Below are 26,312 nucleotides of genomic sequence, written 5' to 3'. Positions count from 1 at the left end.
GCCCCGGTGCCCCGCGCCCCGGTGGCCAGCAGCGTCCGGCCGGTCCCGGCCAGGAGCGCGGCGAGCGTCAGGCGCCCCGCCCCGGCGGTCAGCGTCCCGGCGGTGCCGGTGGGCCCAAGCCCGGCGGTGCCCGTCCGGCCGGTCCGCGTCCCGGTAACAACCCCTTCACCTCCGGTGGCTCCACCGGCATGGGCCGCCCGCAGGCGCCCCGTCCCGGCGGTGCGCCGCGTCCCGGTGGCCCCGGTGCCCCCGGCCCGCGTCCGCAGGCTCCCGGTCAGGCCCCCCGTCCGCAGGGTGCGGCCGGTGGCGGTCCGCGTCCCCAGGCTCCGGGCGGTGCCCGTCCGACGCCCGGTGGCATGCCCCGTCCGCAGGGCGGTCCCCGTCCCGGCGGCGGCCCCGGCGGCCCGCGTCCGAACCCCGGCATGATGCCGCAGCGTCCCGCTGCCGGCCCGCGTCCCGGTGGTGGCGGTCCCGGCGGTCGTGGCCCCGGTGGCGGCGGTGGCGGTTTCGCCGGTCGTCCCGGTGCTCCCGGTGGTGGCGGCGGCTTCGCCGGTCGTCCCGGTGGTCCGGGTGCGGGCGGCGGCGGTCGTCCCGGCTTCGGTGGCCGTCCCGGTGGTCCGGGTGCCCGTGGTGGCACGCAGGGCGCCTTCGGTCGTCCCGGCGGTCCGGCGCGTCGTGGCCGTAAGTCGAAGCGGCAGAGGCGCCAGGAGTACGAGGCCATGCAGGCCCCGTCGGTCGGCGGCGTGATGCTGCCTCGCGGCAACGGCGAGTCCATTCGCCTGTCGCGCGGTGCGTCCCTCACCGACTTCGCGGAGAAGATCAACGCCAACCCGGCGTCCCTCGTCGCGGTCATGATGAACCTCGGCGAGATGGTCACCGCGACGCAGTCCGTCTCCGACGAGACGCTCCAGCTCCTCGCCGACGAGATGAACTACACGGTTCAGATCGTCAGCCCGGAGGAGGAGGACCGCGAGCTGCTCGAGTCCTTCGACCTGGAGTTCGGCGAGGACGAGGGCGACGAGGACGACCTGGTCGTCCGCCCGCCGGTCGTCACCGTCATGGGTCACGTCGACCACGGTAAGACCCGACTGCTCGACGCCATCCGCAAGACGAACGTCATCGCGGGCGAGGCCGGCGGCATCACCCAGCACATCGGTGCCTACCAGGTCTCCACCGAGGTCAACGAAGAAGAGCGCAAGATCACCTTCATCGACACCCCGGGTCACGAGGCGTTCACCGCCATGCGTGCCCGTGGTGCGAAGTCGACCGACATCGCGATCCTGGTCGTCGCGGCCAACGACGGTGTCATGCCGCAGACGGTCGAGGCGCTCAACCACGCGAAGGCGGCCGGCGTGCCGATCGTCGTCGCGGTCAACAAGATCGACGTCGAGGGCGCCGACCCGACCAAGGTGCGCGGTCAGCTGACCGAGTACGGCCTGGTGGCCGAGGAGTACGGCGGCGACACGATGTTCGTCGACATCTCCGCCAAGCAGGGTCTGCACATCGACTCGCTGCTCGAGGCGGTCATCCTGACCGCCGACGCCTCGCTCGACCTGCGGGCCAACCCGAACCAGGACGCGCAGGGTATTTCCATCGAGTCCCGCCTCGACCGCGGCCGTGGTGCCGTGGCGACGGTCCTCGTCCAGCGAGGCACGCTGCGGGTCGGCGACACGATGGTGGTCGGCGACGCGTACGGCCGCGTCCGTGCCATGCACGACGACAACGGCAACAACGTGCTCGAGGCGGGCCCGGCGACGCCGGTGCAGGTCCTGGGTCTGACCAACGTCCCGGGTGCGGGCGACAACTTCATCGTCGTGGACGAGGACCGTACGGCCCGTCAGATCGCCGAGAAGCGCGCCGCCCGTGAGCGCAACGCCGCGTTCGCCAAGCGCACGCGCCGCGTCTCGCTCGAGGACCTGGACAAGGTGCTCAAGGCCGGCGAGGTCCAGCAGCTCAACCTCATCATCAAGGGTGACGCTTCTGGTTCCGTCGAGGCCCTGGAGTCCTCCCTGCTCCAGCTGGACGTCGGCGAAGAGGTCGACATCCGCGTCCTGCACCGCGGCGTCGGTGCGGTCACGGAGTCCGACATCGACCTGGCGATGGGCTCCGACGCCATCGTGATCGGCTTCAACGTGCGCGCCGCCGGGCGTGCGCAGCAGATGGCCGAGCGCGAGGGTGTGGACGTCCGCTACTACTCGGTCATCTACCAGGCGATCGAGGAGATCGAGGCGGCCCTCAAGGGCATGCTCAAGCCGGAGTACGAAGAGGTCGAGCTCGGTACGGCGGAGATCCGCGAGGTCTTCAAGTCGTCCAAGCTGGGCAACATCGCGGGTGTTCTCATCCGCTCCGGCGAGGTCAAGCGGAACACCAAGGCCCGCCTCATCCGCGACGGCAAGGTCGTCGCGGAGAACCTCAACATCGAGGGGCTGCGTCGCTTCAAGGACGACGTCACCGAGATCCGCGAGGGCTTCGAGGGTGGTATCAACCTCGGAAACTTCAACGACATCAAGGTGGACGACGTCATCGCGACGTACGAGATGCGGGAGAAGCCGCGGGCGTAAGCCCGAGGTTCATGCCGGCCGGGGGTGCGATGGCACCGCCGGCCGGTGTGGCCGTTTTCCGGGGGCTGCCGCCCCCGGGCCCCCTTCTTTGAGAAGAGGGGGTGGATCGGTTGTCGTGAGACTGCCGGTCGGATGTGGCTTGTCGCGCAGTTCCCGGCGCCCCTGAAGGCTTGGGCCTGCGGCCCGGCCTTCGGCTGAAAAGCACGGGGCGTAGCCCCGGGCGCTTTTCAGGGGCGCGGGGAACTGCGCGAACAACCCCCACCCGCAGTCGCCGACACCACCCGCGCTCCCCACCCGCAAGGCGGCCGACGACCTAATCGCAGAGAATCGACTCCGCCTCCAGCGTGACCCCCACCGCCTCGATCACCGACGCGATCTTGAACGCCTCCTGCACGGTCTCCCGGTCGACCCCGGCCTTCCGCAGGACCTGCTCGTGCGAGTCGAGACAGAGCCCGCACCCGTTGATCGCGGACACCGCGAAGGACCACAGCTCGAAGTCGACCTTGTCGACCCCGGGGTTGCCGAGCACGTTCATCCGCAGCCCGGCCCGCAGATTGCCGTACTCGTGGTCCGAGAGCAGATGCCGCGTCCGGTAGAAGACGTTGTTCATCGCCATCACCGCCGCCGCGGACTTCGCCGCCGTGTAGGCCTCGGGCGACAGGTTCGCCCTGGCCTCCGGCGCGAGTTCCCGCAGCACCACGGCCGACCGCGAGGCGATCGCCGTGGCGAGCACGGTGCCCCACAGCTGCTGCGTGGGCAGCTCGGAGTTGCCGATGACGGACCCCAGGTTGAGACGGAGGTCCTTGGCGTAGTCCGGTATCGCGGACTTCAGAGCGTCGAGGGACATGGCAGCCTCACTCCCCGGCCAGCAGCTTGACGGGGTCCAGTGTCTCGTCGCCCTTGCTCCAGTTGCACGGGCAGAGCTCGTCGGTCTGCAGGGCGTCCAGGACCCGCAGGACCTCCTTGGGGTTACGGCCCACCGATCCCGCGGTCACCATGGCGAACTGGATCTCGTTGTTCTGGTCCACGATGAACACCGCGCGCTTGGCGAAGCCCTCCTCGTCCTCGATGCCGAGGTCCCGCATCAGCTCGTGCCGGGAGTCGGCCATCATCGGGAACGGCAGTTCGCGCAGGTCGTCGTGGTCCTTGCGCCAGGCGTGGTGGACGAACTCGGAGTCGCCGGAGAAGCCGAGGACCTGGGCGTCGCGGTCGGCGAACTCGTCGTTCAGCTTGCCGAACGCGGCGATCTCGGTGGGACACACGAAGGTGAAGTCCTTGGGCCACGCGAACACGATCTTCCACTGACCCTCGTAGGTCTTGTGGTTGATCCGTTCGAACTCCTTGCCCTTCTCCAGCGAGACGCAGGCCATCAGATCGAACTCGGGGAACTTGTCACCGACAGTGAGCACAGGCTCTCCTTGCAACGCGAAAACACCCCTTGGACCAGGGGTTTCCGACGGGTTGGACGATCACGATGGTGGCACAGGGTGCATTGATCAATGAAATAGCTACACTCGGTCGGGTTGATCGAATGTAGTTATCAGTGACTGTCAGTGAAAGGTGGGGTCCTAGGTGCGGCCTCCCGTGAACGGTGCCGTCCGTCGCCGGCCCAGCCTCTCCCAGTTGCGGGCCTTCGCGGCCGTCGCCGAGCATCTGCACTTCCGGGACGCCGCGACCGCGATAGGGATGAGCCAGCCCGCCCTCTCCGGCGCCGTCTCCGCGCTCGAGGAGACGCTGGGCGTGACCCTGGTCGAGCGGACCACCCGCAAGGTGCTGCTCTCGCCCGCCGGCGAGCGACTGGCCGTACGGGCGCGGGCGGTGCTGGCGGAGGTGGCGGCGCTGATGGAGGAGGCCGAGGCGGTGCGGGCGCCCTTCACCGGGGCGCTGCGCCTGGGGGTGATCCCCACGGTGGCGCCGTATCTGCTGCCGACGGTCCTCAACCTCGTCCACGAGCGCTACCCGGACCTCGACCTCCAGGTCCACGAGGAGCAGACCGCGAACCTGCTCGACGGCCTCACCACCGGCCGTCTCGACCTGCTGCTCCTCGCCGTGCCGCTGGGCGTCCCCGGCGTCACCGAACTGCCTCTGTTCGACGAGGACTTCGTGCTCGTCACCCCGCTCGGCCATGGACTGGGCGGCCAGCAGGGCATCCCCCGCGAGGCGCTGCGCGCACTCAACCTGTTGCTGCTCGACGAGGGCCACTGCCTGCGCGACCAGGCCCTCGACATCTGTCGGGAGGCCGGCCGCGACGACGTCCCCGTCACCACGACCGCGGCCGGTCTCTCCACCCTCGTCCAACTCGTCGCCGGCGGACTCGGGGTGACCCTGCTGCCGCGCACCGCCGTGACGGTGGAGACCAGCCGGAACCCCCAGCTGCTGACGGGACGCTTCGCGCACCCGGCACCGAGCCGCCGCGTCGCCCTGGCCATGCGGACGGGGGCGGCGCGGGGGGCCGAGTACGAGGAACTGGCCGCAGCGCTGAGGGAAGCGCTGCGGCCGTTGCCGGTCCGGGTGCTTTAGCCGCACCGCGCGAAGGTCCGGGTGCTGTAACCGCATCCCGCGAAGGCACGGGTGCCGTGGCCGCCCCCGCGGACACGGGCCCGACTACTCCGTGCGGAGCCCCTCCGGCCGCATCATCCTCAGCAGCGGCGGCATGCTCAGGGCTGTGACCAGGACGACCACACCCGCGCCGATGCCGGTCATCGACAGCACGCTCGCCCAGTCGACGCCCACGTCGACGTTCGTCATCTTCAGCAGGACGGCGCCCAGGGTCAGGCCGACCGTCAGGGCGAGGACGAGGCCGAGGGTGATCGGGATCGCCGTCTGCCACAGCACGGACAGCCCGAGGGTGCGGCGGCGGGTGCCGAACGCGACCAGCGCGGACAGCAGCTTCCTGCGTTCCCGGAGTTGCTCCAGCTGGGAGACGAGGAGGCTCGCGCCGATCAGAAGGAGTACGGCGGTCGCGCCGACCAGCAGCCCGGTGCGGATCTCCGTGAACTGCTCCGCCTGCTGGGTCGACTCCCACTCCCAGGTCCGGATGAGCGGATCGATCGCCACGGCCGCGTTGCGCACCTCGTCGAGCGCATCCGGGACCGCCGGGTCGGTCCGTACGTACACGGTGCTGGAGAAGCCCGACTCGGTCTTCGCCGGCAGGGCGCCCGGGGTCACCATCAGCCCTGACGCCCCGGGCCGCAGCGAGTCGGCGCGCCCGGTCACCTTCCTCATCCCGGACGGCAGCTTCCAGGCGACCTCGGCGCCCGGTTCCTCCCCGCTGAAGGACGGTCCGAAGTACACGGTGCGGCCCGCGGTGGCGAGGCTCGTCGCGGTCGGGTCGGCCGGGTCGGGCGCCACGAAGACGTCGCCGTCGCGGCACGAGGGGATCCTCGCGAGCTCGCGCAGCGCGGCGCAGTCGCCGACGGTCACACCCAGCCACTGCTCGGGGTCCTTGGCCGTGGCGGACACCTCCGTCGTGGACAGTGCCGCGGTGGCCGCCGCGCCCTTGGCCCCCCTCAGTTTCTCCCCTACGGCGATCATCGAACCGTCCTGCGGGAGGGTCAGCTCCAGCTGGGCGCGTGAGGTGTCCTTGCCGGTCGACGCCGTGAACCGGCCCTCGACCCCGGCGAACAGCATCTGCAGGGCGATCGCGCCGGCCACCGCCACCGCGATGCCATTGACCATGCGGGCCGCCGAGCCGCTGCTCAGCTGGAGTCGGCGGACGGCGAGTTGCCAGGAGACCGCGCCGGAGCCGAGCCGGGCGACGAACGCCTCGACGGCCCAGGGCAGCAGCGCCGTGATACCGAACAGCAGCAGGACGACACCACTGATCACCAGGTATTCGTTGAACTCACCGTTCTCCGAGCCCTGGCCGAGCATCGGGTAGAGCAGGGCGAGGCCGCCGAGCGGCAGCAGCAGCCGCCACCAGAGCCTGCGGCGGGCCGGCTTGGCCGTGCGCACCACACCGAGGGGTTCGATGACGACGCCGCGCAGCGCGAACAGGGTGACGAGGACGGCGGCGGCCGGCACGGCGAGCGCGACCAGCAGCGCCAGACCGGGGGAGGGGTTGAGGTCGCTGGGGAACACGCTGACGTCGAACACCTCGACCGAACCGGCGACCTCCCTGCCGATCAGGAAGAACCCGGTCCCGAAGAGCAGCCCCAGCACGGACCCGGCGAGGGCCTCGCCCGCCGCGATCCGACGGGTCATCCGGCTGTCGGAGCCGACCAGCCGGAGCGCCGCGAGCCTGCGGTCGCGCCGCTCGCCGCCGAACCGTACGGCCGTGGCGATGAAGACGGCGACCGGCATCAGCAGCACCACGAAGACGACCACGATGAGCAGCAGCAGGATCGGGTCGACCTCCTGCTCGGGCTGGTCCGTCGACGAACCGAACCGGTCGATGCGGGCCACCACCGAGCCGTCGAGCCGCTCGGCGAGCCCCTTGCCGCCGGCGTAGTAGGTGAGGTCGCCCGAGTCGATGAGCCCGGCCTGGCCGATGGTCCCCACCGTCTTGTACGGCAGCCGCTCGCGCAGCAGTTTCCCGGCGTCGGAGCCCAGCAGTTCGGAGAGGGCGGGGGAGACGACCATCTCGCCGGGAGCGGGGAACTTCGCGACCCCCGGCGGCAGTGGCGCGTCGGCGCCCTCGGGTTCGAGGAGCCGTCCGCGGATCTCCTGGTACCGGTACTCGGTGTCCGTGTCGGCGATGAGCAGACTTCTGTCGGTCGGCTTGGACTCGGTGTTGTTCTCGAGGTAGCCGATGCCCTGGTCCTGTCGGGCCTCCTCGCGGGTGTGCCGCCCGGACAGCACGTTCGGCACGGCCGCGGTGAGCAGGAGCAGCGCCACCCCGAGGCCCACACCGAACGCGGTGAGCACGGCGCGCACCCATCCCTCACGGCCCCCGGTGAAGGTGAACCGCACGCCCATCGCCAGGTCCCGGTACCACTGGCCGACCACGGCGGACCTCATATGACGCGCTCCATGTCCCGCGACTTCCCGTCCCGTACGACGATCTCGCGGTCGGAGTACGCGGCCACCCGCGCCTCGTGCGTGACCAGGACGACCGCCGCGTTGGTGGAGCGGGCGGCCTCCGTGAGCAGCTCCATCACCCGCTCGCCGTTCAGCGAGTCGAGCGCGCCGGTGGGTTCGTCCGCGAACAGCACCCGCGGGCCGGTGACCAGCGCCCGGGAGACGGCGACCCGCTGGCCCTGACCGCCGGAAACCTCGCCGGGGCGCTTGCGGGCGAGGTCGTCGACCTCCAGACGTGCCATCCAGGACAGTGCCGTCCGCTCGGCCTCCTTGCGGGAGGTGCCGTTCAGCCGCAGCGGCAGCGCCACGTTCTCCACACAGGTCAGCTCGGGCACCAGCTGGCCGAACTGGAAGACGAACCCGAAGTCGCTGCGGCGGAGCGCGCTGCGCTGGGCGTCGTTCATGGTGGCCATCTCGCGGCCGTTGTAGGTGATCGACCCGGAGTCGGGCGGCACGATCCCGGCGAGACAGTGCAGCAGGGTCGACTTGCCGGAGCCGGAGGGCCCCATCACCGCGACGACCTCGCCGGGGTGGATGGAGAACGCCGCGCCGTCCAGCGCGGTGGTCGGACCGTACGCCTTGCGCAGATCGGTCGCGACGAGCAGGGAGCCGGCGGGCGGCGGGGTCATCGGGTCACCACCTCGGCCAGCTTGCCCAGTCGGGCGGCGGTCAGCTCCAGCCATCGCAGGTCGGCCTCCAGATGGAACAGGGCGTGGTCGCAGATCAGTTGATCGGCGAGGTCGCCCTTGCGTTTGCGGTCGGTGAGGATGCGCATCATGCGCAGGTGCTCGGAGCGCTGGGTGTCGAGGATGTCCGCCGCGTCCCGGTGGGTGAGCAGGGCGAGCACGACCTTCGTGTAGAGGGTCGACTGCAGGTACGGCTCCGGCTTCTCCGGCGTCGCGAGCCACCGCTGGACATCGGTGATGCCCGCCTCGGTGATCGCGTACCGCTTGCGCTCGGGACCGCCGCCGGGCTCGATGCCGTCGACCTCGACCAGGCCGTTCTTCAGCAGCCGCGACATCGTCGAGTAGACCTGGCCGTAGTGCAGGGGCCGGTCATGACCGAACTTCTCGTCGAAGGCCCGCTTCAGGTCGTAACCGTGTCGGGGCCCGGACTCCAGGAGTCCCAGGAGTGTGTGACCGATGGACATGACACGACTGTACACACCGCGTATACACACCGCGTATACCTGCCGTGTATAGGTCGCGACGGGCGGTGGATCCGCCGCAGGTCACACGCGAATGTCACGGTTCTGTCACCGCTGCGCCCCGCAACTCGTGGGCCTGCTGGGGCAACCATCGGGGCTGCTGAAACGTCCGTTCCGGTGGGACGAGGTATGTGACCGTCCGTTGCGCGTGCGCATTGTCACGCCGGACGAGGCCCTATCGACTCCTCTTTGTCGCAGTCCTCGGTGTTAGCTTGCTGAGCTGGCATTGACCTGAGTGACGTACGAGACCGAGCAGAGGCGGAGCGGACCGGAGCCATGGGACGAGCGGAAGAAAGACGAGCGCGGCAACGCGGCGGTCGCCGCGCGGCGCCCAAGCGCTCGTCCGGCGGTGAGGCAGGGACGACCGCGGTCATAGAGCCGCCCGCGGGCGGCGGACGGGCTGCCGCCCGGGCCGCTGCCAAGGGCGGAAAGGGTGGTGCCAAGAAGAAGACCGGAATACGCCGCTTCTTCACCTGGAAGAAGATCCTCGGCACCTTCTTCGGTCTGTGCCTGCTCGTCATGGGCGCGTTCGTCGTGCTGTACCTGGTGATCCCCATCCCCGAGGGGAACCCGGACGCGACCAAGGAAAGCAACGTCTACGAGTTCACGAACGGCGACCTCCTCGCGCGCACGGGCAAGGGCACGACCGCTCGCGAGATCGTCGGACTCGACCAGGTTCCCCCGGCCGTTCAGAAGACCTTCGTCGCCGCCGAGAACAAGACCTTCTATGACGACCCCGGCGTCGACCTCAAGGGCATGACCCGCGGTGTGATCAACACGCTGTCCGGCAAGGGCAAGCAGGGTGGCTCGACCATCACCCAGCAGTACGTCAAGAACTTCTACCTGAAGCCCGACCAGACGGTGACCCGCAAGCTCAAGGAGCTGGTCATCTCCTTGAAGCTGGAACGCGAGGAATCCAAGGACTACATCCTCGCGGGCTACATCAACACCAGCTACTACGGCCGCGGCGCCTCCGGCATCCAGGCCGCCGCCCAGGCGTACTACCGCAAGGACGCCAAGAAGCTCACCGTCGCCGAGGGCGCCTACCTCGCCGCCCTCCTCCAGGCCCCCAGCCAGTACGACCTGGCCGTCGCCACCCCGACCGGCAAGAAGCTGGTCATGGCGCGCTGGAACTACGTCCTCGACAACATGGTCGAGATGAAGTGGCTGAAGGCATCCGAGCGCGAGGGCATGAAGTTCCCCAAGCTGAAGCCGCCGCAGGCCACGCCCGACATGGCCGGTCAGACCGGTTATCTGGTGGAGGCCGCCAACAGCGAGCTGGCCCGCCAGCTCGTCGCCAGCGGCAGGGTGGACAACCGTGAGCAGGCCACGGCGCTCATCGACAAGGGCGGCTGGACCATCAAGCTCAACATCGACCGGAAGAAGCAGGCGGCACTGGAGAAGGCCGTCAAGCAGCGCCTCACGAGCAAGCTCGACCCCAAGAAGCGCAAGGTCGACGCACACATCCAGGCCGGTGCCGTCTCGGTCGACCCGAAGTCCGGCAAGGTCCTCGCCATGTACGGCGGCATCGACTATGTGAAGCACTACCAGAACAACGCCACGCGCCGGGACTACCAGCCCGCCTCCACCTTCAAGCCGGTGATCCTCGCCGCCGCCGTGGACGGAGCCGCCGAGACCCAGGACGGCGACCCGATCGCCGCGAACACCCTCTACGACGGTGACAGCAGGCACCAGGTCCTCGACAACGGCACCAAGGTCGGCTTCGCCCCGCCCAACGAGGACGACGTCGACTACGGCGAGGTCACCGTGCAGGCCGCCATGAACAAGTCCATCAACTCCGTCTTCGCCCAGATGGGTGTCGACGTCGGGATGGAGAAGGTCATGGAGGTCGCAGGGAAGCTCGGCATGGACACCGAGGGCATGGAGGCGGTGCCCGCCCAGACCCTCGGCTCCATGGGCGCGAGCCCGCTGGAGATGGCCGGCATCTACGCCACCCTCGACAACCACGGCAAGAAGGTCACCCCGACCATCCTCGCCTCGGCCACGCACCGGGACGGCGAGCTCCAGATGGCCGATCCGATCGGTGAGCAGGTCATCACCCGCGAGGCGGCCGACACCGTCACCTCGGTCCTCACGGGCGTGGTCGACGACGGTACGGCCAAGATCTCCGTCCGGGACAACCCCGCCCGCGGCGGCCAGCAGGTCGCAGGCAAGACGGGTACCTCCGACGAGAACCGCTCCGCCTGGTTCACCGGCTACACCCCGAAGCTGGTGACCTCGGTCGGCCTCTTCGGCGAGGACATGAGCAAGAACGGCAAGCACGTCCCGATGTACGGGGCGGCCGGCGTCGAACGCGTCAACGGCGGTGGCTTCCCCGCCCAGATCTGGGCCACGTACACCTTCGGTGTGATGGGCCAGAAGACCGAGTTCAACCTGGAGACCACCCAGGGCGCCGCGGTCGAACCGACGGAGTCCCCGAGCCAGAGCCCGACCCCGTCCAAGTCCCCGGAGACGACCCCGTCCGAGTCCCCGGAGACGACCCCGTCCGAGTCCCCGGAGACGACGCCGGAGGAGACTCCCGAGACGACGCCGGAGGAGACCCCGGAGACGACGCCGGAGGAGACCCCCAGCGACGGCGAGATCGACCTGCCACCGGACCCGAACGACCCACAGTCAGGCGGCTAGCCAAAGGCAACACACAGAGGGGGCGCCCGGTGAAAACCGGGCGCCCCCTCCGTAGTCCAGGGGCGCGGGGAACTGCGCGATCAACCACACGAAACCCGCAGCCCGCAGACCACGGCCGCCTCCGAGCCGGCCCCGGGTCATGATCGGCCCAACCCAGCGGAGCGCTCAGGCCTGGTTCAGCTCGAACCAGACCACCTTCCCCGCACTCAACCGCGTCGCTCCCCACCGCTTCGCCAACCGGTTGACGAGATAGAGCCCACGCCCGCCCTCGTCGGTCGCCCGGGCCTGCCGCAGCCGCGGCAGCTGAGGCACGTCGTCGGTGACCTCGCACCGCAGCACATCGGTCCGCAGCAGCCGCAGCGTCACCGGCCGCGTCGCGTACCGCACCGCGTTCGTCACGACCTCACTGATCAGCAACTCGACCGAGTCGGTCAGTTCCTCCAGCCCCCAGCGGGACAGGGCATGACGAGCGAGACGACGGGCCCGCCCCGGAGCCATCTCCTCCGGTTCCAGGAACCAGTAGGCGACATCACTGGGAGCGATCCCATCGAACCGTGCGGCGAGCAGCGCGATGTCGTCGTCCCGGTCACCCGGACCGAGCATGTCGAGCACCTCGTCGCACAACGCCTCGAGCGGCGGCGGATGGTCCGGCCCGGTCAACTGCGCGGTCGCGGCGAGCTTCTCGCGGAGCTGCTCTATCCCCGTCCACACGTCCCGGAGCCGGGACTCCACCAGCCCGTCGGTGTACAGCAGCAGCGTGCCCCCGGCCGGCGCGTCCAGCTCCACCGCCTCGAAGTCCACCCCGCCCACACCGATCGGGGCGCCCGGCGGCACCCGCAGCACCTCGGCACGCCCGCCCAGATGCAGCAGGACCGGCGGCGGATGCCCGGCGTTGGCGATGGTGATGCGGTGCGAGACCGGGTCGTAGACCGCGTACAGACACGTCGCCATCCGGTCCGTGCCCAGCCGCTGCGCCTGCTCGTCGAGGTGGTGCAGCACCTCCTGCGGAGGAAGGTCGAGACCCGCCAGCGTCTGCGCGGTCGTCCGCAGCTGGCCCATGATCGCGGCGGATGTCATCGAGTGGCCCATGACATCGCCCACGACCAGCGCGACCCGGCTCCCCGGCAGGGGAATCGCGTCGTACCAGTCGCCGCCGACCCGGGCCGTCTCCGCGGCCGGCAGATACCGGTGCGCGAGCCGGACGCCGGTGCACTTCGGCAGCGCCTCCGGGAGCATCGTGCGCTGCAACTCGTCGGCGATGTACGCCTCACGCCCGTACAGCACGGCCTTGTCGATGCCGAGCGCGCTGTGGGTGGCGAGCTGCGCGGCGACCAGCAGGTCGTCCTGCTCGAACGCCATCCGCTCGGGGCGGCGCAGGAACACGGCCGCGCCGATCACCCGGCGCCGCCCGCGCAGCGGCGCGAGGATCGCCCGCTGCCCCGTCGGCACCGTCAGTTGCGCGTCCGGGCCGAGCAGTTCCGGCAGCGCGTCGTGCGCGGCGGGAGCGTCCGCGAAGACCGGCCGCACCCCGCGCAGCACCTCGGCGAGCGCCCCGCCGGGCCGCACCTCGCACTGCTCGGCGGTGACGACCGCCAGATCGACGGGCTCGGGCTGGAGCGCGGGCATGAAGCCGCCCTCGGTGTCCCGCTCCTCGGGGATCCGGTCGGTGCGGCGCAGCCGCAGCAGCATGGGCCCGGTGGGCCGTTCGTCACCCACGGGCAGCGGCTCGCGCAGATAGACGAGGATCGCGTCGGAGAACGTCGGCACGGTCGCCCGGCACAGACCCATGACGATCTCGTCCAGGTCGATGCCGCGGGCGATCCGCCGGGTCGCGGCGCCGACGAACCGCAGCCGGTCGCCGTCGCGCCGCATCGGCATGGGGGCGCCCGGCGGGACACCCTGCCCGCTGCGCCGCTCCAGACCGCCGACCGCGCCCGCGGACCGCTCCGCCTCGCCGCCGGGCTGCGCCGGAATGGTCTCCGGTGCCGGGCGCGGGCGGTGCGGGTCGGGCTCGGTGGCCGCGGGCTGCGAATGCTCGGAGAGCGCCGGCTGGGCGTGCTCCGAGGGGGCTTCGCCGTTCTTCGGGCACGGGGTCGCCGTGCCCGGCTCGGCGGCCGCGTCGCCCGTACGGGCCTGCGCGTCACTCATGCGCGCCTGTGCGGGTAAGGCCCCGGCGGGCGCCGCGCGCAGCGGCTCCTGGGTACGCAGAACCGCCCCGCGGGCATCCGCGGGGCCGGCGCCGCTCTGAGGGCGCTCGTGGGAGGTGGGGTGCTCCGTCACGCGTGTCGAATCCATCCGTCCGGGACTGCGCGAGCTACGCGCAGTTCGTCCCGCAGCAAACCCGATACTTCGTCCCGCAGAAAGGCCGATACCCGGATTACGTGTCCCAGGAACGGATTTCCCGCGTGGTCAGAGGCAGTTCCTGTGCCACACACGGTACCGGCGGACCCGCCGAACGACAGTACTGACCGTCCGTCTGGCCTTCTCCGGTTTCTGCCGGTGTGGCCCTCGTACCCCTTGATCACGTCCTGCCGCCCCTCGGTGACGTATGGTCAAGCACTGCGCGAACTGCGGGACTTGCCCCTGTGAATCCTCGCGGAGGACGATCCTACGGTTGTGGACCGGGGGCGCATCAAGGGTCTCATGAGGACAAGTGCGCAGGCGTACGGTCCCAGTCGTCAGGGAGAGACGGTACTCCCCATGCGGGATTCGGGCGCCAGTGCTGCCATCCGTCCGAGAACGGCGGGCCCCAGGCACGGATCGTCTCCACCGCCGAACGCCCCGCCGCCCGCACCCTTTCCGCCGCGTGACCGTCCATCAGTCCGTCCTGCTGGGCCTGCGCGAACTCGTCCTCGTCGCGCCAGTCCCAGGACCGGTCCGGATACACGCAGATGTCCAGGAAGTGATCCACGGAGTCCACACCACCGTCCCAACGGGCCAGTGGTGTCTCCAGGTTGACGTACCAGTTCTTGAAAAGCCAACCCGGCTCCCAGAACAGCCACACCGACCATGGCTGGCCCGGCCGGGCCAGCTTCAGCACACCCGTGCCGAACCAGCGGTCGCGCTGGACCTCGCGCGGCTTCTTGTAGCGGGTGGCGAGCGGCTCCGCGTGCAGCGGGGTCCCGTCCGCGAGGACGGGCTTGACGCACTCGGTGCCGGGTGCCATCCACACGGCCAGCAGTTCCTCGTCGTCACGGACCACGGTGACGGGCCGCGCGATGTGGAAGCGCTCGCCCGCGTTCTCCCGGTAGCGCCACAGGATGTGACGTCCCGGCTCCCAGAACGCCGTCGGGCCGCCCGCTTCCACTCGTCTCACCGCTCCACCATCCGCCATGCACAGATATTAGGTGTCATGCGCATATGACGCTGCGGCGCCGGTGATGGTTCACGCCTGGGCGGGAATCGGTTACCCCTGTGTCATCCGGGACGGCCGCCGTGCGCCGCCCGGTCACGGCCGCGTCATCCTGAGGACATCGAGCGCCTCGTCGAGCTGTTCCACCGTCAGATCGCCGCGGTCGACGTAACCGCTCTCCAGGACGACCTCGCGAATGGTCTTCCGCTCGGCCAGCGACCTCTTGACGACCTTCGCCGCCTCCTCGTAGCCGATGTACTTGTTGAGCGGGGTGACCACCGACGGCGACGACTCGGCGTACTCCCGGGCCCGCTCCCGGTCGGCGACGATCCCGTCCACCGTCCGGTCGGCCAGCAGCCGGGAGACGTTCGCCAGGAGCCGGATCGACTCCAGGACGTTCTTCGCGATGACCGGCAGCATGACGTTCAGTTCGAAGTTGCCGGAGGCGCCGGCGACGGCGACCGTCGTGTCGTTGCCCGTGACCTGGGCGGCGACCATGAGGACGGCCTCCGGGACCACCGGGTTGACCTTGCCCGGCATGATCGAGGAGCCCGGCTGGAGGTCCGGCAGGGAGATCTCCGCGAGCCCGGTGCGCGGCCCGGACGCCATCCACCGCAGATCGTTGGCGATCTTGGTGAGGGACACGGCGATCGTACGGAGCTGCCCGGACGTCTCGACGACGCCGTCCCGCGCGCCCTGCGCCTCGAAGTGGTCCCGCGCCTCGGTCAGCGGCAGCCCGGTGGCCCGCGCGACCTCGGCGATCACGGCGGCGGAGAACCCGGGCGGGGTGTTGATGCCGGTGCCCACCGCCGTACCGCCCAGGGGCAGTTCGGCGAGCCGGGGCAGCGACGCCCGCAGCCGCTCCACGCCGTACCGCACCTGGGCCGCGTATCCACCGAACTCCTGGCCGAGTGTGACCGGGGTGGCGTCCATCAGGTGCGTACGGCCGGACTTCACGACGTCCGTGAACTCCTCCGCCTTGCGGGAGAGCGCCGCCGCGAGGTGGTCGAGCGCCGGGATCAGATCGTGGGTGACGGCGGCGGTCGCGGCGATGTGGAGGGAGGAGGGGAACACGTCGTTGGACGACTGCGAGGCGTTGACATGGTCGTTGGGGTGGACGGGCCGGCCGAGCCGCTCCGTCGCCAGGGTGGCGATGACCTCGTTGGTGTTCATGTTCGACGACGTACCGGAGCCGGTCTGGAACACGTCCACCGGGAAGTGCTCGTCCCAGCGGCCCTCCGCGACCTCCGCCGCCGCTTCCTGGACGGCCTCGGCGATGTCCTTGTCGAGGACCCCCAGCTCGGCGTTGACCTTCGCCGCGGCGCCCTTGATCCTCGCCAGGGCCTCGATGTGGGCGCGCTCCAGGCGCTGCCCCGAGACCGGGAAGTTCTCCACCGCCCGTTGGGTCTGCGCCCGCCACTTGGCGTCCGCGGGGACCCGGACCTCGCCCATGGAGTCGTGTTCGACGCGGTAGTCACTCATGACCGGTACAGCGTCCGGGCCCGTCCCGATGTTCCCGGTTTCCCTCGGACGAGTGAGGGCGGAATTCCGCGGCCCTTGTCGGCGGTGTGCAGTAGCGTCGCCCCGTTGACCCAACGGTCGAACGAACCTCGACGAAAGAACGTGCATTGAGAAGCGCTGTCATACGCCGGTCCTGCGCGGCCGGTGTCGCCGTCCTGTCGCTGACCCTGCTGGCCGGCTGCTCGGACTCCGGCGAGGACGGGAAGGAGGCGGGCAAGGGCGGCTCCGGCTCCGCCGAGAAGAAGACGCCCGCCCTGTCCGCCGCGGACCTGGAGAAGGTCGTGCTGAAGGACGGCGACGTCAAGGGGCACAAGGTCACCGCCCCCACCGTCACCGTCGAGCAGAAGGACATCACCACCGAGGACAAGGCGTGCGCCCCGCTGGCGTACGCGACGATCGGCTCGGTCGTCGACCGGCCCGGCGCCACCGTGCAGCGTGAGACGGCGAGCGTGCCGAACCCCGCGGACCCCAAGAGCCTCGACGTCACCCGCACCCTGATCCGTCTGTCCTCCTACGAGGGCGACGGTGCCGAGGCCGCGCTGGCCTCCCTGACCAAGTCCGTGGATGCCTGCGCCAAGGGCTTCAAGGTGACCGCCGACGGCACGGACCAGCAGGTCACCAAGGTCGCGAAGACCGAGGCTCCCGGTGGCGCCGACGAGGCGGTGGCCCTCGACATCGTGTCCGAGGCCGAGGAGGCCAAGGTCCCGATGAAGGTCGTCGTGGTCCGCAAGGGCGCCACGGTGGCGTACTTCACCGCGCTGAACATCGGATCCCTCGCCACGGGCAAGGACTTCGACTTCCCGACCGAGATCGCCGACGCGCAGATCGCCAAGCTGGCCTGACGGCCCGCCGGGCGACCACGGCTCGTACGGATGCCCGCGCCCCCGGAGGCTTCGCCCTCCGGGGGCGCGGGCATCGTCCGGCCTAGGCCAGGCCCGGGCCGCGGACCGGGATGGTGGTGAACGTCGGTGCGGGCGCCGGGTCCTTGAAGAAGTCGTTGCCCTTGTCGTCGACGACGATGAACGCCGGGAAGTCCTCGACCTCGATCTTCCAGACGGCCTCCATGCCGAGCTCCTCGTACTCGACGACCTCGACCTTCTTGATGCAGTCCTGCGCGAGGCGGGCCGCGGGGCCGCCGATGGAGCCCAGGTAGAAGCCGCCGTGGCTGCCGCAGGCGTCGGTGACCTGCTGGGAGCGGTTGCCCTTCGCCAGCATCACCTTGGAGCCGCCCGCCGCCTGGAACTGCTCGACGTAGGAGTCCATGCGGCCGGCCGTCGTCGGGCCGAAGGAACCGGAGGCGTACCCCTCGGGGGTCTTCGCCGGGCCGGCGTAGTACACCGGGTGGTCCTTCAGGTACTGCGGCATCTCCTCGCCCGCGTCGAGCCGCTCCTTGATCTTGGCGTGCGCGATGTCGCGGGCCACGACCAGCGGACCGGAGAGCGACAGCCGGGTCTTGACCGGGTACTTGGTCAGCTCCGCGAGGATGTCGTCCATCGGCTGGTTGAGGTCGATCCGCACGACGTCGCCGGCCTCGTCGAGGTGCTCGTCCGTGGTGTCCGGCAGGAACCGCGCCGGGTCCGTCTCCAGCTGCTCCAGGAAGACGCCCTCGGCGGTGATCTTCGCGACGGCCTGGCGGTCGGCGGAGCAGGACACGGCGATCGCTACCGGGCAGGACGCGCCGTGCCGGGGGAGCCGCACCACACGCACGTCGTGGCAGAAGTACTTGCCGCCGAACTGCGCGCCGATACCGATCTTCTGCGTCAGCTCGAAGACCTTCTCCTCCAGCTCCTTGTCGCGGAAGCCGTGCCCGAGCGGCGAACCCTCGGCGGGGATCTCGTCCAGGTAGTGCGCGGAGGCGTACTTGGCGGTCTTGAGCGCGTACTCGGCGGACGTGCCGCCCACGACGATCGCGAGGTGGTACGGCGGGCAGGCGGCCGTGCCCAGCGAACGGATCTTCTCCTCCAGGAACTTCATCATGGAGGCCTCGTTCAGGACGGCCTTCGTCTCCTGGTACAGGAACGACTTGTTGGCGGAGCCGCCGCCCTTCGCCATGAACAGGAACTTGTACGCGCCGCCGTCCGTCGCGTACAGCTCGATCTGCGCCGGGAGGTTGGAGCCGGTGTTCTTCTCCTCCCACATGGTGAGCGGAGCCATCTGCGAGTAGCGCAGATTCAGCTTGGTGTACGCGTCGTAGATGCCCCGGGAGAGCGCCTGCTCGTCGCCGCCCTCGGTGAGGACGTTCTGGCCGCGCTTGCCCATGACGATCGCCGTGCCGGTGTCCTGGCACATCGGCAGGACGCCCGCCGCCGCGATGTTCGCGTTCTTCAGCAGGTCCAGGGCGACGAACTTGTCGTTGCTCGACGCCTCGGGGTCGTCGATGATCCGGCGCAGCTGCGCCAGGTGGGCCGGGCGCAGGTAGTGCTGGATGTCGTGGATGGCCTCGGCCGCCAGCTTGCGCAGCGCCTCCGGCTCCACCTTGAGGAAGGTGCGTCCGTCGGCCTCGAAGGTGGAGACACCCTCGGAGGTCACCAGCCGGTACGGAGTGGTGTCCTCTCCCATGGGGAGCAGATCGGTGTACTCGAACTCAGGCATCGGTGCCCATTCCTCACTAGACAGGCTGATTCAGGCGCGGCTCGCCTCCGGGGCGCCGAAGCCTGTGGCTCACACCGGCGGCCGGCCTCCATCGGCGGCGTCCACCAGCGTAGAACCTGCGGTCGGCGGCGGGCTTGTGAGGTAAGGCTCAGTTCCACACCTGCGGGGTCTATCGCGATCTATCGTGTGTGGGTACGCTGCTGCCGTGGACCTTCAGAAGCAGACCGGGGCGCGCGTCGCCGCCGCCGAGTTGCGTGCCTCGGACGCCGACCGTGACCGCATCACCGACATCCTTCGGGACGCCCTCGCCGAGGGGCGCCTCACCGCCGAGGAGCACGCCGAGCGGGTCGAGGGCGTGCTGGCCGCCAAGACGGTCGGCGAACTGGACGTGTTCATCCGGGATCTGCCCGCGGCGCACAAGCCGTCGGCGTACGCGCCGCCGTCCTTCGTGCCGCACCGCCCCACCCCGGGCGCGATCCCGATCGACGCGGACGAGCGTCTGCTCGCGGTCTTCAGCTCCTCGGTCCGCAAGGGCCGCTGGCGCGCGGGCCGCCGCATCCACGCGTACGCCGTGTTCGGCAGCGTCGAGATAGACCTCAGCGAGGCCCTCTTCGAGCACCGTCAGGTGATGATCAGGGCCGTCTCCCTCTTCGGCAGCGTGGAGATCCGCGTCCCGGAGAACGTCTCCCTGCGCGGCAGCGGCGGCGGTGTCCTCGGCTCCTTCGAGGTGGACAACCTCGATTCCGGCGAACCGGACGCGCCGGTGGTCTATGTGGACGGCTTCGCCGTGCTCGGCAGCGTCGAGGCGAAGCCCCGGCGCGGCAAGATGATCGCCGACCTCCTCGGCCGGGTCACCGATCATGTCGCCCGCAAGGTCGACGGCAGTTTGCGCAAACACCTGGACCGTTGACGCTTGTGAAGTGGATCACTTCCGGACCGTTCCCGAAGGGGTTCGGTCCACTTGTGACCGCTTGGTGAGAGCCCGGAATTCCGGCGGTTGGGGACTCAGTGCATAGGCCCGCGCACAGCGGGTAGGGCTTGCTGCATCGTCTCTCGCTCGCGAAGCCGTCGTCAGGAGTAGACCGTGCTGCAACCGCCGCATTCGTCCCTGCAGGTCGCTGCCGTTCCGCCCCAGCGGGTGCCAGTGCGAGACAGGGATCAGGAAGCCCCGTGGCATACGGAGGCCGTGTGCCGGCGTGACGAGGCCGGCCTGTTCTTCGCCCCCTCCAAGGAGCCCACCGCGGCCCGGCTCTCCCGCGAGGAGGCCGCCAAGCGCGTCTGCGCCCGCTGTCCCGTGATGGTCGAGTGCCGGGAACACGCACTCCTGCAACCGGAGCCGTACGGCGTCTGGGGCGGCCTGACCGCGGCGGAACGCCGCGTGGTGCTCGCCCGACGGCGCCGTCGCGACCTGGAGTTGAAGAAGGCGGCGCGGGCGGCGGGGACGATAGCGGCGGCCGGCTAGCCGCACCACACGCGCGAAAGGCGCCCTCTTCCGCACAAGAGGGCGCCTTTCTGACGCGGGCCGCGGCCGACAGGGGGCAGCAACCCCCGGAACTACTTGGCCTTTTCGAAGTCGATCGAGCTGTAGGCCCGCAGCTTGCTCAGCCGGTGCACCGAGTCGATCCGCCGCACCGTCCCCGACTTCGACCGCATCACGATCGAGTCGGTCGTCGCGGTCTCCGACCGGTACCGCACACCCCGCAGCAGCTCGCCGTCGGTGATCCCCGTGGCGACGAAGAACACGTTCTCCCCGGAGACCAGGTCGTCCGTGGTCAGCACCCGGTCGAGGTCGTGCCCGGCGTCGATCGCGCGCCGGCGCTCCTCGTCGTCCTTCGGCCACAACTTGCCCTGGATCGTGCCGCCGAGGCACTTCACCGCGCAGGCCGAGATGATGCCCTCGGGCGTACCGCCGATGCCGAGCAGCATGTCGACCCCGGTGCCTTCCCGCAGCGCCAGGATCGAGCCCGCGACATCACCGTCCGAGATCAGCTTGATGCGTGCCCCGGTCTCCCGGATCTCGTTGATGATGCCCTCGTGCCGCGGCCGGTCGAGGATGACGACGGTGACGTCCTCGGGCGTGGACCGCTTCGCCTTCGCCACCCGGCGGATGTTCACCGAGATCGGCGCGTCGATGTCGACGAAGTCGGCGGCCTCGGGGCCGGTCACGAGCTTGTCCATGTAGAAGACGGCCGACGGGTCGAACATCGTGCCCCGGTCGGCGGCCGCGAGCACGGCGATCGCGTTGGTCATGCCCTTGGCCGTCAGCGTGGTGCCGTCGATCGGGTCCACGGCGATGTCGCACTCCGGGCCGGTCCCGTCACCGACGCGCTCCCCGTTGAAGAGCATCGGGGCCTCGTCCTTCTCACCCTCCCCGATGACGACGACGCCGTTCATCGAGACGGTGGAGACGAGGGTCCGCATGGCGCGTACGGCGGCGCCGTCGGCGCCGTTCTTGTCCCCGCGGCCGACCCAGCGGCCCGCGGCCATCGCGGCCGCCTCGGTCACCCGGACGAGTTCCAGGGCGAGGTTGCGGTCGGGGGCCTCGGAGGGGACTTCGAGCTCGGACGGCAAATGATGATTCTCGGTCATCGGAGCGCACCTTTCTGATACGACGACGGCCGGATGAGGGTTCGGCCCGACTCTATCGTCAGGCTGACAAATTGAGCAGGGGACCCCACGGATGAGCAGACCGGTGCACCTGCGACGATGAGGGCGTGGCAGGTACGAAAGGCAAGCAGACCGTTCGCGACATGGTCCTCTCCCTGGGGCTCATCGTGCTCGCGGCCTGGGTCATCTATCTCTTCATCCCGCACGACGAGACCGAGCAGGAGCTCAAGCGCGTCGACTACCGCGTCGAGCTGCTCACGGCACGCCGCGCCGCCTCCTACCCGGTGGCCGCGCCCGTCGGCCTGCCCGACACATGGAAGGCGACCTCCGTCCGCTTCAGCGGCGCCGACTCCGACCACTGGCACCTCGGGTTCCACGCCCCCGACGGCCAGTACGTGGCCGTCGAGCAGTCCGCCGGGAAGCCGTCCCGGTTCATCCCGGACGCCACCCAGGACGCGAAGAGGACCGGCACCACGCAGGAGATCGGCGGCGAGACCTGGACCCGCTACGAGGGCGACCGCTACGACGCCCTCGTCCTGCGGGGCGAGGAGGCGACCACCGTGGTCGCGGGCAGCGCGTCGTTCGAGGAGCTGACGAAGATGGCGAAGGCGCTGAGCACGGAGTGACGCGCTCCGGAGAGCGCGGAGGGCCGCGCCTCCGGACGGTGCGGAGTGACGCGCCCGCGGACAGGGACGCGGAAGGGGCCCCCGGCAGTCGTGCCGGGGGCCCCTTCCGTGTGGTGCCGAGTGTCAGACGGTCGTGATGACGTCGTCGTAGGCGAGGCGCGGGGAGCGCGGGTAGGAGGCGCCCTCGCCCGGCTTGCCGATGTTGACGACCATCAGCGGGGTGTGGTCGTCGTCCAGGAACTCCTTCTGGACGCCGGCGGCGTCGAAGCCGGTCATCGGGCCGGCGGCGAGACCCGCGGCACGGACGCCGATGATGAAGTACGCGGCCTGGAGGGCGGCGTTCAGCCCGGCGGCGGCCTCACGGGCCGGACGCTCGGCGAAGAAGAGGTCCTTGGCCTGCGGGAACGCCGGGAACAGGGTCGGCAGCTCCTCGTGGAACTCGTTGTCCGCGGCGAGGATCGCGACCAGCGGGGCGGTGGCGGTCTTGGCCTGGTTGCCCTCGGCCATGTGCGCCACCAGACGCTCGCGGGCCTCGGCGGAGCGGACCAGGACGATACGCAGCGGGGTCTGGTTGAAGGCGGTGGGGCCGTACTTGACCAGGTCGTAGATCGCCTGCACCTGCTCCTCGGTGACCGGCTCGTCGGTGAACGCGTTCGCGGTGTGCGCCTCGCGGAACAGCAGGTCCTGGGCGGCGGGGTCGAGAACGAGAGACATGGAACAACCTTCGTAAAGACGTGCGCTGACGACATCGAAGGTACGCAATGGAAGTTCAAGGTTCAACCAAAAACGCGGTGGGGTGATCCGCTTCACAGGAACCAGTGATCTTCGCCGTACCCGGAAGGGGGCGCCGGCGCCCCACCCGGAAGGGGAGCGCCGGTGTCGTACCCGGAACGGCGGGGTCAGCCCCGGCCGTCGCCGGAGGCGTCGGTCTCCTCGTCCTCCGCCAGGGCCGCGTCCAGTCGGGCCCGGGCGCCGTCCAGCCAGCGGCGGCACACCTTGGCCAGCTCCTCGCCGCGCTCCCACAGCGCGAGGGACTCCTCCAGCGTCGTACCGCCCGCCTCCAGCCGCCGGACGACCTCGATCAGCTCGTCACGCGCCTGCTCGTAGCCGAGGGCCCGGTCGGCCTCGGACGCTTCGGCCGCCCCGCCCGTCACGGTCGTCTCCTCGGCCTCGCTCACGTTGCTGGTCATGCGGCCCACCTTATGCGTCCCCTCCGACAGTGCCGTCGACCCGGACGGCGAACTCGCCCTCCGCGACCCGCGCCCGCAACGGCTCCTCGGCCGTGACCTCCCCGGGCGCGCGCACCACGTGCCCGTCCGCCTTCTGCAGCACCGCGTACCCCCGCTTCAGGGTCGCGGCGGGGGAGAGGGCCACCACACGCGCGTGTGTGTGCGTCAGCTCCGAGACCGCCCGGTCCAGATGGTGGCCGAGGCAGCGGCGACCCCGGTCGAGCAGGGAGGCCACCTGGTCGGCCCGCTCGTCGATCATGCGGTGCGGATCCTCTATCGAGGGGCGCGCCAGGGCGTGCGCGAGCCCCCGCTCCTCCCGCTCCACGAGCGCCTCCACGCACCGCCGCGCCCGGTCCCGCAGCCACCGCACCCGCTCGTACTCCTCGCCGACGTCCGGGACGACCTTCTTGGCCGCGTCGGTCGGCGTGGACGCCCGCAGGTCCGCGACGTAGTCCAGCAGCGGGGTGTCCGGCTCGTGCCCGATCGCCGACACCACCGGCGTACGGCAGGACGCGACGGCCCGGACGAGCTGCTCGTCGGAGAACGGCAGCAGGTCCTCCACGCTGCCGCCGCCGCGGGCCACGACGATGACGTCCACGCCCTCCATCGCGTCCAGCTCCTTCACCGCCTGCACCACCTGCGGCACGGCGTGCACGCCCTGCACGGCGACGTTGCGCACCTCGAAGCGGACGGCCGGCCAGCGGTGCCGGGCGTTCTCCAGCACGTCCCGCTCGGCCGCGGAGGCCCGGCCGCACACCAGCCCGATCAGCTGCGGCAGGAACGGCAGCGCCTTCTTCCGCTCCGGCGCGAACAGCCCCTCCGCCGCCAGCGACTTCTTCAACTGCTCCAGCCGGGCGAGCAGTTCGCCCACCCCGACCGGCTTTATCTCGGTGGCCCGCAGGGACAGCTGGCCGCGCGGCGCGTACCACTCGGGCTTGGCGTGCACGACGACCCGGGCGCCCTCGCTGACGACGTCCGCGATCGCGTCGAACACCTGTCGGTAGCAGGTGACGCTGACGGAGATGTCGTGCGACGGGTCCCGCAGCGTGAGGAAGACGACGCCGGCGCCGGGGCGCCGTGACAGCTGCGTGATCTGCCCCTCGACCCACACCGTGCCGAGCCGGTCGATCCAGCCGCCGATGAGCCGGGAGACCTCACCGACGGGCAGGGGGGCGTCGGCGGATGTGTTGAGAGCCATGTGGGGAGCGTATCGGGGGGTGCCGACAGCGCCTTATAGCTCGGGGGTCCGCTGTTTGTTCGGCGGGTGCGGGTGGGTGAGGGTTGTTCGCGCGCCCACGTGGCGGAGCCGCGTATGTCACCGCCCCGCGCCCCTGAAAGGCGCTCGGGGCTGGGCCCCGTGCCTTTCATGAAGGGGCGGGCCGCAGGCCCGTCCCTTCATGGGCGCGGGGAACTGCGCGAGAAAGCACACACCACCCGCACCCGGCACACCCACGCGCACCCCCGCTCCCACGGCGGAGCCCCCCGCGGGGAACCCCCTACGATGGGGTGCATGACCGCTTCGCCTGGCCGCCGCCGTGTCCTCCTCGCCGCTCCGCGCGGCTACTGCGCGGGTGTCGACCGTGCCGTGATCGCCGTCGAGAAGGCCCTCGAGCAGTACGGGGCCCCGATCTACGTCCGCCACGAGATCGTCCACAACAAGTACGTCGTGCAGACCCTGGAGAAGAAGGGCGCCATCTTCGTCGAGCAGACGGAAGAGGTCCCCGAGGGCAACATCGTGATGTTCTCGGCGCACGGCGTGGCCCCCACCGTCCACGAGGAGGCGCAGCGCGGCAGGCTCGCCACCATCGACGCGACCTGCCCGCTGGTCACCAAGGTCCACAAGGAAGCGATCCGCTACGCGGGCGAGGACTTCGACATCCTGCTGATCGGGCACGAGGGCCACGAGGAGGTCATCGGCACCTCCGGCGAGGCCCCGGACCACATCCAGCTCGTCGACGGCCCCGGTGACGTCGAGAAGGTCGAGGTCCGCGACCCGTCGAAGGTCGTCTGGCTCTCCCAGACCACGCTCTCCGTCGACGAGACGATGGAGACCGTCGGCGCCCTCAAGGAGAAGTTCCCGCTGCTCGTCTCCCCGCCGAGCGACGACATCTGCTACGCCACGCAGAACCGTCAGCTCGCCGTGAAGCAGATGGGCGCGGAGGCCGAGCTGGTCATCGTCGTCGGCTCCCGCAACTCCTCCAACTCCAAGCGCCTCGTCGAGGTCGCCAAGCTCGCCGGCTCCCGCGAGGCCTACCTCGTGGACTTCGCGAGCGAGATCGAGGAGGCCTGGCTGGAGGGCGTGGAGACCGTCGGCGTCACCTCGGGAGCCTCCGTGCCGGAGGTCCTCGTCGAGGAGGTCCTGGAGTGGCTCTCCCAGCGGGGCTACGAGGACGTCGAGCTGGTCAAGGCCGCCGAGGAGTCGATCACCTTCTCGCTGCCGAAGGAGCTGCGCCGCGATCTGCGCGAGGAGGCGGCCGCCCTGGTCGCCGAGCGCACCGGACAGGGCGCCGCGGGCGCCTGAGCCCCACTGCCTCCGTACGGCCCCGGAACGTGAAGGTTCCGGGGCCGTACGCGTACGACGACGTGTGGGTTCCGGGGCCGGGCGGCGGCCTGGTGGCCCCTGGCCGTGACTGTCAGTCGTACGACGTAACGTAGGGCCATGCACATCTTCGGCGTGGACATCGGTGGATCCGGGATCAAGGGCGCTCCCGTGGACCTGGACCTGGGCGACCTGGCGGACGAGCGGTACAAGGTGCTGACCCCGCACCCGGCGACGCCGGACGCGGTGGCCGACGGGGTGAAGGAGGTCGTCGACCACTTCGGCTGGACCGGCCCGGTCGGCATCACCTTCCCCGGCGTGGTCACGGGCGGCGCCACGATCCGTACGGCGGCCAACGTCGACAAGGGCTGGATCGACGTCGACGCGCGCGCCCTGCTCGGCGACCGGCTCGG

General features: G+C 70.4%; 22 protein-coding genes. 9 read left to right on the top strand and 13 right to left on the bottom strand.

The genetic code is table 11. The features are described 5' to 3' along the window. The coding region (infB, locus tag AOK23_RS29300; protein ID WP_079049773.1) for a translation initiation factor IF-2 at positions 1-2,561 on the top strand (2,561 nt) is incomplete at its 5' end. 313 nt (positions 2,562-2,874) lie between these two features. Here the strand turns inward: infB and AOK23_RS29295 are convergent. Further along, positions 2,875-3,408 (bottom strand): alkyl hydroperoxide reductase, encoded by a 534-nt coding sequence (locus AOK23_RS29295; protein WP_055715611.1) that lies wholly within the window; start codon positions 3,406-3,408, stop codon positions 2,875-2,877. A 7-nt stretch (positions 3,409-3,415) separates the two neighbouring features. After that, on the bottom strand, positions 3,416-3,970 hold the full coding sequence (locus AOK23_RS29290) for a peroxiredoxin (protein ID WP_055715610.1): 555 nt from the start codon (positions 3,968-3,970) through the stop codon (positions 3,416-3,418). A 175-nt stretch (positions 3,971-4,145) separates the two neighbouring features. Here AOK23_RS29290 and AOK23_RS29285 point away from each other — a divergent pair, with 175 nt between their 5' ends. Then, positions 4,146-5,081, top strand: coding sequence for a LysR substrate-binding domain-containing protein (locus AOK23_RS29285; RefSeq protein ID WP_055715609.1), 936 nt, complete (start codon positions 4,146-4,148; stop codon positions 5,079-5,081). 84 nt (positions 5,082-5,165) lie between these two features. Here AOK23_RS29285 and AOK23_RS29280 read toward each other — a convergent pair whose 3' ends face one another. From AOK23_RS29280 to AOK23_RS29270, 3 genes are read right to left on the bottom strand one after another with little or no spacing between them, the layout of a single operon-like run. Continuing rightward, on the bottom strand, positions 5,166-7,520 hold the full coding sequence (locus AOK23_RS29280; protein ID WP_055715608.1) for an ABC transporter permease: 2,355 nt from the start codon (positions 7,518-7,520) through the stop codon (positions 5,166-5,168). After that, complete coding sequence (locus AOK23_RS29275; RefSeq protein WP_055715607.1) at positions 7,517-8,209, bottom strand: ABC transporter ATP-binding protein; 693 nt, start codon at positions 8,207-8,209, stop codon at positions 7,517-7,519. The genes AOK23_RS29280 and AOK23_RS29275 overlap by 4 nt, the downstream gene beginning before the upstream one ends. Beyond that, the gene (locus tag AOK23_RS29270) at positions 8,206-8,730 is read right to left on the bottom strand and encodes a PadR family transcriptional regulator (protein ID WP_055521151.1); all 525 of its coding nucleotides are present in this window, start codon (positions 8,728-8,730) and stop codon (positions 8,206-8,208) included. The genes AOK23_RS29275 and AOK23_RS29270 overlap by 4 nt, the downstream gene beginning before the upstream one ends. A gap of 333 nt (positions 8,731-9,063) precedes the next feature. Between AOK23_RS29270 and AOK23_RS29265 the strand changes: the two genes are divergently transcribed. Next, positions 9,064-11,433 (top strand): transglycosylase domain-containing protein, encoded by a 2,370-nt coding sequence (locus AOK23_RS29265; RefSeq protein ID WP_055715606.1) that lies wholly within the window; start codon positions 9,064-9,066, stop codon positions 11,431-11,433. Between the two features lie 165 nt (positions 11,434-11,598). Here the strand turns inward: AOK23_RS29265 and AOK23_RS29260 are convergent, their stop codons facing one another. The 3 genes from AOK23_RS29260 to AOK23_RS29250 form a co-directional block, all read right to left on the bottom strand. Continuing rightward, the gene (locus AOK23_RS29260) at positions 11,599-13,728 is read right to left on the bottom strand and encodes an ATP-binding SpoIIE family protein phosphatase (protein WP_206336316.1); all 2,130 of its coding nucleotides are present in this window, start codon (positions 13,726-13,728) and stop codon (positions 11,599-11,601) included. 346 nt (positions 13,729-14,074) lie between these two features. Beyond that, on the bottom strand, positions 14,075-14,767 hold the full coding sequence (gene fomD, locus AOK23_RS29255; protein ID WP_079049772.1) for a cytidylyl-2-hydroxypropylphosphonate hydrolase: 693 nt from the start codon (positions 14,765-14,767) through the stop codon (positions 14,075-14,077). Between the two features lie 114 nt (positions 14,768-14,881). Continuing rightward, positions 14,882-16,267 (bottom strand): class II fumarate hydratase, encoded by a 1,386-nt coding sequence (locus AOK23_RS29250; RefSeq protein ID WP_055715603.1) that lies wholly within the window; start codon positions 16,265-16,267, stop codon positions 14,882-14,884. Positions 16,268-16,413: 146 nt separating this feature from the next. Between AOK23_RS29250 and AOK23_RS29245 the strand changes: the two genes are divergently transcribed. Next, positions 16,414-17,148, top strand: coding sequence for a sensor domain-containing protein (locus AOK23_RS29245; protein WP_063791423.1), 735 nt, complete (start codon positions 16,414-16,416; stop codon positions 17,146-17,148). 82 nt (positions 17,149-17,230) lie between these two features. Here the strand turns inward: AOK23_RS29245 and AOK23_RS29240 are convergent, their stop codons facing one another. Next, on the bottom strand, positions 17,231-18,898 hold the full coding sequence (locus AOK23_RS29240; protein WP_055715602.1) for a fumarate hydratase: 1,668 nt from the start codon (positions 18,896-18,898) through the stop codon (positions 17,231-17,233). Between the two features lie 205 nt (positions 18,899-19,103). Here AOK23_RS29240 and AOK23_RS29235 point away from each other — a divergent pair, with 205 nt between their 5' ends. Further along, positions 19,104-19,808, top strand: a complete 705-nt coding sequence (locus tag AOK23_RS29235) for a DUF1707 SHOCT-like domain-containing protein (RefSeq protein ID WP_055715601.1) — start codon at positions 19,104-19,106, stop codon at positions 19,806-19,808. Positions 19,809-19,982: 174 nt separating this feature from the next. After that, positions 19,983-20,360: a WhiB family transcriptional regulator gene (locus AOK23_RS29230; RefSeq protein ID WP_079049771.1), complete on the top strand. Its 378-nt coding sequence runs from the start codon at positions 19,983-19,985 to the stop codon at positions 20,358-20,360. Positions 20,361-20,452: 92 nt separating this feature from the next. Here AOK23_RS29230 and glpX read toward each other — a convergent pair whose 3' ends face one another. Next, positions 20,453-21,487 carry a class II fructose-bisphosphatase gene (gene glpX / locus AOK23_RS29225; protein ID WP_055715600.1) on the bottom strand — a complete coding sequence of 345 codons (1,035 nt, stop codon included), beginning with the start codon at positions 21,485-21,487 and terminating at the stop codon, positions 20,453-20,455. A 125-nt stretch (positions 21,488-21,612) separates the two neighbouring features. Here glpX and AOK23_RS29220 point away from each other — a divergent pair, with 125 nt between their 5' ends. Beyond that, positions 21,613-22,131 (top strand): DUF4245 domain-containing protein, encoded by a 519-nt coding sequence (locus AOK23_RS29220; RefSeq protein WP_079049770.1) that lies wholly within the window; start codon positions 21,613-21,615, stop codon positions 22,129-22,131. A gap of 123 nt (positions 22,132-22,254) precedes the next feature. On the opposite strand, the gene AOK23_RS29215 is transcribed toward AOK23_RS29220, so the two are convergent. The 3 genes from AOK23_RS29215 to xseA all read right to left on the bottom strand — a co-directional run bounded on the left by AOK23_RS29215 (position 22,255) and on the right by xseA (position 24,558). Further along, positions 22,255-22,845: a malonic semialdehyde reductase gene (locus AOK23_RS29215; RefSeq protein WP_055715598.1), complete on the bottom strand. Its 591-nt coding sequence runs from the start codon at positions 22,843-22,845 to the stop codon at positions 22,255-22,257. A 185-nt stretch (positions 22,846-23,030) separates the two neighbouring features. Further along, on the bottom strand, positions 23,031-23,321 hold the full coding sequence (locus tag AOK23_RS29210; protein WP_055516991.1) for an exodeoxyribonuclease VII small subunit: 291 nt from the start codon (positions 23,319-23,321) through the stop codon (positions 23,031-23,033). A gap of 10 nt (positions 23,322-23,331) precedes the next feature. Further along, positions 23,332-24,558 carry an exodeoxyribonuclease VII large subunit gene (gene xseA / locus AOK23_RS29205; protein ID WP_055715597.1) on the bottom strand — a complete coding sequence of 409 codons (1,227 nt, stop codon included), beginning with the start codon at positions 24,556-24,558 and terminating at the stop codon, positions 23,332-23,334. A gap of 303 nt (positions 24,559-24,861) precedes the next feature. On the opposite strand from xseA, the gene AOK23_RS29200 reads away from it, so the two are divergent. Continuing rightward, on the top strand, positions 24,862-25,881 hold the full coding sequence (locus AOK23_RS29200; protein WP_099967294.1) for a 4-hydroxy-3-methylbut-2-enyl diphosphate reductase: 1,020 nt from the start codon (positions 24,862-24,864) through the stop codon (positions 25,879-25,881). Between the two features lie 138 nt (positions 25,882-26,019). Then, positions 26,020-26,312 (top strand): ROK family protein (locus tag AOK23_RS50465; RefSeq protein WP_240496615.1); only part of this gene is annotated, 293 nt, incomplete at its 3' end.

This window comes from Streptomyces torulosus (genome assembly GCF_001419765.1).
Classification (GTDB): Bacteria; Actinomycetota; Actinomycetes; order Streptomycetales; family Streptomycetaceae; genus Streptomyces; species Streptomyces torulosus.
Note: the sequence above shows the minus strand (reverse complement) of the source record. Positions and strands in the feature narration are given on the sequence as shown.

Bases quoted from the DNA above. Each gene is read 5' to 3' on its own strand.
- AOK23_RS29295 (WP_055715611.1), bottom strand. From the start codon at position 3,408: ATGTCCCTCGACGCTCTGAAGTCCGCGATACCGGACTACGCCAAGGAC.
- AOK23_RS29280 (WP_055715608.1), bottom strand. From the start codon at position 7,520: ATGAGGTCCGCCGTGGTCGGCCAGTGGTACCGGGACCTGGCGATGGGC.
- AOK23_RS29275 (WP_055715607.1), bottom strand. From the start codon at position 8,209: ATGACCCCGCCGCCCGCCGGCTCCCTGCTCGTCGCGACCGATCTGCGC.
- AOK23_RS29270 (WP_055521151.1), bottom strand. From the start codon at position 8,730: ATGTCCATCGGTCACACACTCCTGGGACTCCTGGAGTCCGGGCCCCGA.
- AOK23_RS29265 (WP_055715606.1), top strand. From the start codon at position 9,064: ATGGGACGAGCGGAAGAAAGACGAGCGCGGCAACGCGGCGGTCGCCGC.
- AOK23_RS29260 (WP_206336316.1), bottom strand. From the start codon at position 13,728: ATGGATTCGACACGCGTGACGGAGCACCCCACCTCCCACGAGCGCCCT.
- fomD (WP_079049772.1), bottom strand. From the start codon at position 14,767: ATGGCGGATGGTGGAGCGGTGAGACGAGTGGAAGCGGGCGGCCCGACG.
- AOK23_RS29250 (WP_055715603.1), bottom strand. From the start codon at position 16,267: ATGAGTGACTACCGCGTCGAACACGACTCCATGGGCGAGGTCCGGGTC.
- AOK23_RS29240 (WP_055715602.1), bottom strand. From the start codon at position 18,898: ATGCCTGAGTTCGAGTACACCGATCTGCTCCCCATGGGAGAGGACACC.
- glpX (WP_055715600.1), bottom strand. From the start codon at position 21,487: ATGACCGAGAATCATCATTTGCCGTCCGAGCTCGAAGTCCCCTCCGAG.
- AOK23_RS29215 (WP_055715598.1), bottom strand. From the start codon at position 22,845: ATGTCTCTCGTTCTCGACCCCGCCGCCCAGGACCTGCTGTTCCGCGAG.
- AOK23_RS29210 (WP_055516991.1), bottom strand. From the start codon at position 23,321: ATGACCAGCAACGTGAGCGAGGCCGAGGAGACGACCGTGACGGGCGGG.
- xseA (WP_055715597.1), bottom strand. From the start codon at position 24,558: ATGGCTCTCAACACATCCGCCGACGCCCCCCTGCCCGTCGGTGAGGTC.
- AOK23_RS29200 (WP_099967294.1), top strand. From the start codon at position 24,862: ATGGGGTGCATGACCGCTTCGCCTGGCCGCCGCCGTGTCCTCCTCGCC.